The sequence below is a fragment of the Bradyrhizobium sp. genome (genome assembly GCF_049581145.1).
Classification (GTDB): domain Bacteria; phylum Pseudomonadota; class Alphaproteobacteria; order Rhizobiales; family Xanthobacteraceae; genus Bradyrhizobium.
In genome coordinates, this window is record NZ_JBAURI010000718.1 from 1 (window position 1) to 8,799 (window position 8,799).

Annotated in this window: 9 protein-coding genes; 4 read left to right on the top strand and 5 right to left on the bottom strand. The window is 59.5% G+C overall.

Annotated elements, in window-relative coordinates; translation table 11 throughout:
- Positions 1-335: 335 nt before the first annotated feature.
- From WCB02_RS23315 to WCB02_RS23325, 3 genes are all read right to left on the bottom strand, one after another.
- Entirely contained in the window at positions 336-1,043 is a 708-nt protein-coding gene (locus WCB02_RS23315; RefSeq protein ID WP_423961836.1) for a hypothetical protein, read from the bottom strand.
- The gene (locus tag WCB02_RS23320) at positions 1,040-1,270 is read right to left on the bottom strand and encodes a helix-turn-helix domain-containing protein (protein WP_423961839.1); all 231 of its coding nucleotides are present in this window, start codon (positions 1,268-1,270) and stop codon (positions 1,040-1,042) included. Before WCB02_RS23320 ends, WCB02_RS23315 begins: the two co-directional genes overlap by 4 nt.
- 92 nt (positions 1,271-1,362) lie before the next feature.
- A complete protein-coding gene (locus tag WCB02_RS23325) occupies positions 1,363-2,598 on the bottom strand; it encodes a hypothetical protein (protein WP_423961841.1) in 1,236 nt (411 codons plus the stop codon).
- Between the two features lie 421 nt (positions 2,599-3,019).
- Here WCB02_RS23325 and WCB02_RS23330 point away from each other — a divergent pair, with 421 nt between their 5' ends.
- The 3 genes from WCB02_RS23330 (at position 3,020) to WCB02_RS23340 (ending at position 5,282) form a co-directional block, all read left to right on the top strand.
- The gene (locus WCB02_RS23330; RefSeq protein WP_423961843.1) at positions 3,020-3,442 is read left to right on the top strand and encodes a DUF2924 domain-containing protein; all 423 of its coding nucleotides are present in this window, start codon (positions 3,020-3,022) and stop codon (positions 3,440-3,442) included.
- Between the two features lie 98 nt (positions 3,443-3,540).
- Positions 3,541-4,857 (top strand): recombinase family protein, encoded by a 1,317-nt coding sequence (locus WCB02_RS23335; RefSeq protein WP_423961844.1) that lies wholly within the window; start codon positions 3,541-3,543, stop codon positions 4,855-4,857.
- Positions 4,854-5,282, top strand: a complete 429-nt coding sequence (locus WCB02_RS23340) for a hypothetical protein (protein ID WP_423961846.1) — start codon at positions 4,854-4,856, stop codon at positions 5,280-5,282. Before WCB02_RS23335 ends, WCB02_RS23340 begins: the two co-directional genes overlap by 4 nt.
- A gap of 219 nt (positions 5,283-5,501) precedes the next feature.
- Here the strand turns inward: WCB02_RS23340 and WCB02_RS23345 are convergent, their stop codons facing one another.
- A complete protein-coding gene (locus WCB02_RS23345) occupies positions 5,502-6,023 on the bottom strand; it encodes a hypothetical protein (protein WP_423961847.1) in 522 nt (173 codons plus the stop codon).
- Positions 6,024-6,219: 196 nt separating this feature from the next.
- On the opposite strand from WCB02_RS23345, the gene WCB02_RS23350 reads away from it, so the two are divergent.
- Positions 6,220-6,477, top strand: a complete 258-nt coding sequence (locus tag WCB02_RS23350; RefSeq protein ID WP_423961849.1) for a helix-turn-helix domain-containing protein — start codon at positions 6,220-6,222, stop codon at positions 6,475-6,477.
- A gap of 1,311 nt (positions 6,478-7,788) precedes the next feature.
- Here the strand turns inward: WCB02_RS23350 and WCB02_RS23355 are convergent.
- The gene (locus tag WCB02_RS23355) at positions 7,789-8,259 is read right to left on the bottom strand and encodes a hypothetical protein (RefSeq protein WP_423961850.1); all 471 of its coding nucleotides are present in this window, start codon (positions 8,257-8,259) and stop codon (positions 7,789-7,791) included.
- Positions 8,260-8,799 lie beyond the last annotated feature (540 nt).

Sequence of the window (8,799 nt, forward strand, 5' to 3'; positions counted from 1 at the left end):
CTGGACCGCCTTGTTTGGCCAACAGAAATTGCCGCGATCGACGTTTGAATGTTGATTTTCGGAAAAATATTCAAAAGTTTCGGCACGGGAAAAAAATCCCTGCATGAGGATAGGTGCGGTTGCTGGGCGGCTTCTCCATGAGGAATTAAACCCCCTACCCCCCTCACTGGCACACCGGCTTCTCCCTTCCGCAGCGATTGCAGAACGATTGCGTCTCGGAGCAATGCCGCCATCATTGAATGGCGGCGTGCCAGGCCTGATCCGAGACCAAGGCACGCTGCCCCTGGTGATCGACGATGCTCTGCGGCGCTTTGCGGCGCACGATCCGCGATGATTCACATCGGACTCCGCTTTCTCGGCAATTGGTTCGCCGCCAAGCGCGCGGCGATGAGCTCACGTCCGCCCAGTTCTCCGTTTGCGAATGCCCGACAAAGCCGTTCAACAATGCCATCGTCCAGTTCCGACAATCGCTCGAGGATCTCGAAACCTTCATTGCCAAGCAATTTAGCGACCTCCGCTTCATAAGCGCCGCGCTGGCGTGGTCTGTAATTCCAGGCAACGCCCCCCAACGACTCGCTGGCCTCGCATGCTCGACTTGGGGAGGATTTACTAATTTGGATTCCTAAGAAGGATTCCTCGACATTTTTGTCCGGCGCAGATGGACAGTTATGTCTCGCGTTGGCGACAGATTTGTCCTCATCTTCCGGCAAGAACACTGGCGCGTAACGGCACGAGCCACGTGTGTTTCGACTTATAAGCAGGTGGCCACGCCGCTTCAGGCCGATCGCAACCCTGTGGACCGTTTTTATGCTCCACCCAAATTGTTCGGCGATCAATTTCTGACTGGGCCAACAATCCAGCGTGACACAGTTCAGACGATCCAGCACGAGATAGGCGAAGCACTTCTCGGATGAGTTCGTTCCGCAATCGAACATCACGCGCTTGAGCCAGCGGTGCTTCGCCCGGTTGACCCGGTCATAGACCGATTCATTGTGGGGAGCGGCATTTTCTAGCCCTAAGCGACCCGCGATTTGCCGCTTCATGACGTCACCACCGACCCCACGCACGGCGGCGAATTGGTGTTAACCTCGATCCAGGCAATCAGGTCCCGACGGCGGTAGCGGACGGCGCGGCCTGCGCGGACAAACGCCGGTCCAAACGCCCTGGTTCGCCACGCTTGCAAGGTCCTGACGGAAAGCCTCAGCAGATCAGCTGCCTGCACTTCTGTGAGTAGTGCATCGTAGTCACTGCTGCCGGTTGTCACTCTCATCAATATTGCTCCATATCGACTGCGATATGGCGCCAGAGTGGCGAGCCGAGGCTCCCGAGAATAGATGCCGCGATTTAATCACCGCGGTGATTTCAGCGCCGCGGTTTCTTTGGTGCCCCTCCGGCCCCCCATGCGAACGCTCGCGTCGCGCGGATCGCCTCGCCGCGTGCGGCCAGGAATTGGCGTTCGGACAAAGTGCCACGCCATTTCTTCTGAGCCCGCGCCCATAGTTCTTCAGCGGTGAAAGTTCGCCGGTTTTGGCTTTCCGCCATAATGCCCTTCAACCACGCCTCGCAAGCCATGCGAGAAGCCACTTTAGTCTCCACGCGAGCAACCGCTTTTGACCGCTGGACCGGAGCTGCTTGCAGCACTGACGTAGTAGACAGCAACTCATCGTGCACGGGCGGTTTCCCGTGAAACACCTTGCCGAGTGGGTGGATGCGCTGGTCTGACGAATTCGACCGCTGCAGCACAACACCGATCCAACGCCTGATCAAGCGATCATGGCGCCCAGTGGACTCCGGGTTATCTTGCAGGACGTCACCGGTGTTTGCGCCAAAATGGAAATCCTCATGCGACCAGATGGAGCGCAGGATCACCTCCGAATGTCCGGCTGTGACGGGAAGGCCTCGACCTTCAAGTTCACCTCGCCTCAATATCGAGATCAAAATGCAATACCGATGTTTCAGCGCTTCGGCCGCGATCACGACCTCGAGCGGATCTGGCTCGCCAGCACCGTCGTATATCGAGCGCTTGGCCTCGTCAGGATGCACTGTGCTCACCATGACCGACCGCTCAAAGGCAAGTGGCCATTCCTTGAAACCATAAACGTGGCAGCAACCCCGAACGAATACGGCTTCAAATTCCGACGAAAGTCGGACCGCCTCTCGCGCGAGGGTCGCGACCTCCGGATCGCCCAATACGAATTGCTCGAAGGCCTCGGCCAGCGTCCTGCCTGCAAGTAGATCAATATGGCATGGCGCGAGCAGCGGTGGGTAAACGCGAATATCCAAAAAGGCGCTTCGAGCCAGTCGATCGTCCGCCGAGGACGAGTTTTGCCATTCAATGTTGGTAAGCGCATTCCACTGGGCCGCACTGATTAACTGGAGGTCCGCATTCAGACTACCCTGACGCCCATAGGCAATAAGCCGTCCACACTTGAGATGATCGAGGCAAGCAGCCTCGATCCTTTCTTCCATTGTTTTGATCTCGGTCGGCTGGTTTCTGCCGGCCCCCTCCACGGACTGGCCGACGAGCACCCGATCCGCCGTACGCTCTCGCGCTTCCGCAAGGCTGCATCCTGTCTCAGGCCAAGGCTCGTAATCCATGATGCTACTAGGCCGACGCGGTGGGCTGGCGCGAATCACTCGCGCGATTTTGTCACCAGCCTGCATATTTTGCGGCAACCGGCTGCGGGTTGTGCACAGCTCCAGACTGCCTTTGTCTTCTACCTTGTTCTATACATTCCGACTGCTTTCGCCAGCCGGTTGCGAGCGCTAGACATTTCGCTTTTTTGGCTCACCCTGCGGCCATGCTCGCAGTGCCCTCTCATCACCAAGACGCGACCCAGCGCCTTTCGGATATCGCCGAAATCCTGACTGTTGGCCTCACACGCCTGGAGGCTCGGAAGTCCAGTCGAAAGTCCGCCGAGTTCGGAGAAAGTTCGCTTCACTTCACGCCCGACCAGAGCGGTGATGCGCCACCCTGCTCTGCCGAGGTTTCCCCATGACGGATACGGTTCTAACCCAATTGGCCGCCCTGAAGGACGCGCCCGCCGCTGCCCTCAAGGCCAAATGGCGCGCGCTGTTCGATACGGAGCCGCCCCCCTATAATCGGCGCTTCCTTGAAAGTCGGCTGGCCTATCGCATTCAGGAGCTGGCCTATGGCGGCCTGAAAAAGGAGACCGTCGAGCGGCTCCGGACGCTGGGAAAGCAGTACGATGGCAAGCCCGGCGCGAGGCCCAAGGTACGGACCGAACGCGTGCCGGTCGCGGGCACCCGGCTGATCCGGGAATGGCAGGGCATCGAGCACTGCGTCACCGTGCGCGGCGACGATTTTGAATATCAGGGGCGCCCCTACAAATCCCTCTCGGCGATCGCCCGCGAGATCACTGGCGTACGCTGGAATGGCTGGGTGTTCTTCGGGCTGAAGAACCTGCGGGGCACGGCATGACTCGGAAGCCAAGGACGGATCATCGTGGATCGAGTAGGGCCGGAGCGAGCCACGCCAATTCCGTTGGCAGCCCCGGACGACCGGCTCCGCCTGACAGTTTGGCACGGCCGCCGATCCGAAAACTCCGCTGCGCAGTCTATACCCGCAAGTCGTCCGAGGAAGGACTGGAGATGGAGTTCAACTCCCTCGACGCCCAGCGGGAGGCCTGCGAAGCCTATGTCGCGAGCCAGCGTGCCGAGGGCTGGCTGCTGGTCCAGGATCGGTATGACGATGGCGGGTTCTCGGGCGGCAATCTGGAACGGCCGGCGCTGAAGCGGCTGCTGGCGGATATCGAGGCTGGCCGGGTCGATGTCGTCGTGGTCTACAAGATCGACCGCCTGTCACGGTCGTTGATGGACTTCTCCCGGTTGGTGGAGGTGTTCGATCGCCACAACGTCACCTTCGTCTCGGTCACCCAGTCCTTCAACACCACCACGTCGATGGGGCGTTTGACCCTCAATGTGCTGTTGTCCTTTGCCCAGTTCGAGCGCGAAGTGATCGGCGAACGCATCCGCGACAAGTTCGCGGCGTCGCGCCGCAAGGGCATGTGGATGGGCGGCTGGGCGCCTCTGGGCTACGAGGTCAGAGACCGCAAGCTGGTTGTGAATGAGGACGATGCCGAACTGGTCCGGTCGATTTTCCACCGGTTTCTGAAAACCGGCTCGACCACGATCCTGGCCCGGCAACTGATCCAAGAGGGCGTCCGCAACAAATACGGCAAGCTGGTCGACAAGGGCATCCTCTACAAGCTGCTCGTCAATCCCGTCTATATCGGCGAGGCGGTTCATAAGGGTGTCACCTATCCCGGCGAACACACCGCCATTATCGACCGCAAGATCTGGGACAAGGTCCAGGAGCAATTCCGGTCCAATCCACGCAAACGAGCCGGCGCCACACGGGCACAAACGCCGTCCTTGCTGAAGGGGCTGATATTCGGTCCCACTGGCACCGCGATGTCGCCGTCGCACACCCGTCGAAAGGGCCGGCTCTATCGCTACTACGTCAGCCAGACCGTCCTGAAACAGGGAGCCGATGGCTGCCCGATCGGACGCGTTCCGGCCGCCGAGATCGAGAAGATCGTGATCGACCAGGTCGGCGTCCTGCTTCGGTCTCCCGAGATCATCGTCCAGACATGGCGATGCGCGCGGACATCGCTCAAGGGCCTCAGCGAGAACGCTGTGAGGGGCGCCCTACTGGAGTTCGAGCCGCTCTGGAACGAGTTGTTTCCGGCGGAGCAGGCGAGGATCATCCAGCTTCTGGTCGAACGGGTCGATGTCGGCACCGACGGCGTCGAAATTAGACTGCGGATCGAGGGCGTTACTTCACTTGTCGGCGAGATGGCCGGCAACCCCGCCACACAGCGGAGCGCCGCATGACCGCCGCAGCAACCTCCAGATCCGAAACCCGCTTTAGCGAAGACGGGCGCACCGCTATCATTCGCGTGCCGGTCACCTTCCGCCAACGCGCCGGTCGGAAGCAGATCGTCGGCCCACCCGGTTCCGCACCATGGTCTCCCGCGCCTCGCGTGGACGTCGCGCTCCTCAAGGCCATCGTTCGTGCCTACCGCTGGCGGGAAATGCTGGAGAGCGGCGAATACGCATCCGCGGCGGACCTAGCCAAGGCCGAGAGGGTCAACGCCTCCTATCTCAGCCGCATTTTGCGCCTCACCCTGCTCGCCCCGGAGATCATCGAAGCAATCGCTACGGGTCGGCAGCCCTCCACGCTTCAGCTCGATGATCTGCTCAAGCCGTTGCCGCCGGTATGGGCGCTGCAGCATTCCCAGATTTTCGGCTCGCGGTAGGATACGACCCGTACTTTCACCCAGCCGTTCTGCCTCGCGCGGCCGAGGAAACCGCCATCGCCGAGATTTCCATGCGCCGACCTTCCGGCAAGTTCCGGTTCAGCCAAGGATCGATCGGTGCAGGTCCAAATATCGATCGGCCATAGTATCTATAGTGAGAGAGGCAGGTTGGGAAAATGTATAGAGCCTTGCAAACGAGGATGGCACTTAAAGCAGAGACTATTCGTGACCCCTTACGTTCCAAAAGGGCAATGGAGTGCGGGCAAAGTCGCAGACTGCTTCGATTAGCAGACGTACCACTCGTGCATCCCAATCGAGTTTATCGATAGGCGCTTCCCAGTACTGTGACGTTACGTAGGCCGCGTGGCGCGCTTTCACGCTCAATCCTGCCATCGTGTGTGCCGGGGTCTGCATGATCGCCCGTTCGATGGGGTGGAGACGGGCGAGAACCGATTCGATCTGTTCTGTCATGACCGCATCATGGGTCTGTTCTTCAACGCATGATTCGATCGTCGACCGTTCGGGCGACTGTCCAGCGGGGCCGTGATTTCTCTTCTGATCGCGGCGCAACCGCTCGATCGCGAACAATTCCGCGGAAATTGTGTTGAATTGCTTTTCAAGCACGAGCAGCGGAGAATCGTCTCCTGGTGAGGCGGTCGCGGAGCCGACCGATAGCTGACCACCGCTCGTGTCAGGCGAGCAGTCGCTCGTGGGACGGATTGCACTGGTCCGCTCGGTCATGAGGTCAGCCTTGCGGTGGTTGGGCCCTTCGCAGCATGGGCACACGTCCCCACCGCGTGGCGGCTTCCCGAGATATTCTGTGAAACAGGCGCGCGGCACCGTTTGCCCGCAAGGGCAACGATGTTACCCTGCAAGGGTAATCCATTGCTCCTGACGTGTCAACACCTCAGGTGCATAATTTTGCACTCGGGGCGTAATGTTGACCAGTGAACAGATCAGAGCGGCTCGCGCTATGCTTCGGATCGAGCAGCGCGAACTCGCAGAAAGATCCGGCATCTCGCTGGAAACCGTCAAACGGATCGAGCGAACTCCTGGACCGATATCGGCTTATACAGGCACCGTTGACAAGCTGCGCCGAGCTTTGGAATCAGCAGGCATCGAGTTCAGCGACGGCGATCACCCCGGAGTCCGTCTGAAACTTGCGCGAGGCACACAGATCGATCGCTCCGAATGAGGGCGCCATTAAAGGAAGTTGAAGCGGTTGTGCGGACCTTGGCGGTTTGCGGAGGCGGCGGGGTCAAGGCCAGCGCGCCCTTGCGCACCACCACTGCGCGGCCGCGACCTTTGTTGCCGCCGGCGTAAATCCGCGCTTTTTTGGCGTCAGATCGGAACGGCGTCGGGCCGACAGAGGCCGTCGCGAGAGACTCCCGTGCGTGGTTCCGGCGAATTGGGGGGCTAGTTGCTGCGACCGATCTTGTGGCGCGTCGTCAAGGCCGACGTCTAAGTCGAGATGCGCTGGAGCCGCTCTGGCGCCTGTTTTGACGATTCCGTCCGGACCGAAGAGATGACCGACGCAGAAAGGCGGACGCCGAGCGCCCGCAGTTGGGACAGAACTGGCGCCCTGGCGATTTTCTGCTGGGCGCCGGCTGACTCAACGCTGCACCGCCGTCCAAATCGGGCGACGGTCGCCCTTCAAGCTCGATTGACGGACCATGATCCGTCACGCGTCGCATTCGGTCGCGGTAACGGCGATTTCGTTCTGCATGCATGGCGCGGCCACGGGGGGTTGCCTGATAGCGACGCCGAGCCTGCCTTTGCCGGTCAGCACGAGCCTTTTGTGCGCAGGTTTTGATGCCATAGAACTGTCCTCGATCGCTACGTCGACAGACAAGGACCTGAGAGCGGCAGCGACCACACAGGAACATCCTGCACGAAACGCCCTCGGCGCATGTGTCGACGCAGCTTCGACTCGCCGAATCGGCGTCGATCAAATCTGGTAAAGATTCAACGCTTTGCACGCTGATACTTGGTCGAAGCCAATCGCACGCCGAATAATTCCTGCCGCCAGCCCCCCAGCGACCCTCGGTGGAATTTTGGCTGGGCGGGCAGCTACTGTAAAGGCTGGCCTGCGGCCACCGCCTCCGGCGGCTATCGGCCTTGACAGTGGCTCCCCACCCAGCCGTCGTTGGCCACCATCGGTTCGACGGGTTGAACCGGCCGTATGCTCCTCGGTCGAAAGAACTCGCCGTCGCCTTGCGATGCCGGCAAAAAAGTGCGGATTTCGACCGGCGTTCACAGACCTTGAACCAGCGCGGTTCGGCTGCTCAATTCCGGGCCTCCATGAGGAGCCCGCGACGCGTGCCCAATCGCTCGAACCGGACTGGTCAGGCAGGTTTGTTGATGTCTGTTGATTGGGGCGGTCCGGAAGTGTCTGCTACACGGTCGAAACGGTGCGAACAGCCCGTAGCGGGGGCCCTGCTGCGCCGGTTCCGGGTCCCGAAAAGGTGGAGGGAAAGCCCCTCGCCATCACGATCATGTCCTTCAACTACTCGAGATCCGGCCAGTTAAGGTTGGTGTATGCCAATTCAAATCTTTGAATGTTTGCGTCGTCCTTATTTTTTTTCAAAAACTTATCACTCATCAGCCAATATCGTTGAGCACCACTTGTTCCCGACGCGATCTGTTCTAAATGGTCGAGTGAGACCATAAAACATCGAATGATATTTCCTCCGTCGACTACAAGGGCGGCATATGGTTTGCAAGAAAATGCCCTGCAAGCTTCACGAGCCTTTTCGAATTCGTGTAGATTCAAGCTTTCCTTTTCCCTGCCAGCAAGCCGGGAGCGGCATTGCACGGAAATGCCGATACGTGCCTGGCCCGCCTTATCGGCTGCGATGATGTCGATACCCGTGTGATCAACACGAGCGCATTCGTACCCCGACTTGGATAGCCAATAGAGAACGAGCGACTCTGCGAAATCGCCTGCGATTTTTGAGTGGCGGCTACTTTTCTTCATTGCAATATCCTACCACACCGGGGAGCGCGCCCTTGCCAACATCATTGAGCCTATGCGGCATGTTAGGGCGTGCCTATGGTTGGAATGGCGGTTTCTTCTCGTGCCGCTTTCTAGCCCGAGCGATCTCGGGATATGTCCGCTGATCGCGGTGAATCAGAAGCTGACGGCCGGCGCTCAGAATGAGCGAACAGCCCATAACCGACATTAGATGGCTGCAGGCAAGGACGGCTTTCGCCGGGGGCAGATGGCACAGCCGATCTACCCACTCGCCGGAAATACTTGGCTCGTTCCCGTTATCGTCAGGACATCACGCATGCTGCCAACTGAATCCGGAGCGGCGGATTACGCTCCGCTGATGGCGGATCAGGCATTGGCTAGCGCGGATCAGGCATTTAAGAAGATTGTGCGCCCGAAAGATGCGAGTAGTCGGGATTCTTAGGATCGAAAAGATCAAAGTGATCGGCCATCTGCTTAAGATGGTCTGGGTTCTTGCGGAATTCTTCTAGCCAGAAATCTCGTATTTTGGTGATCGACCCGCGC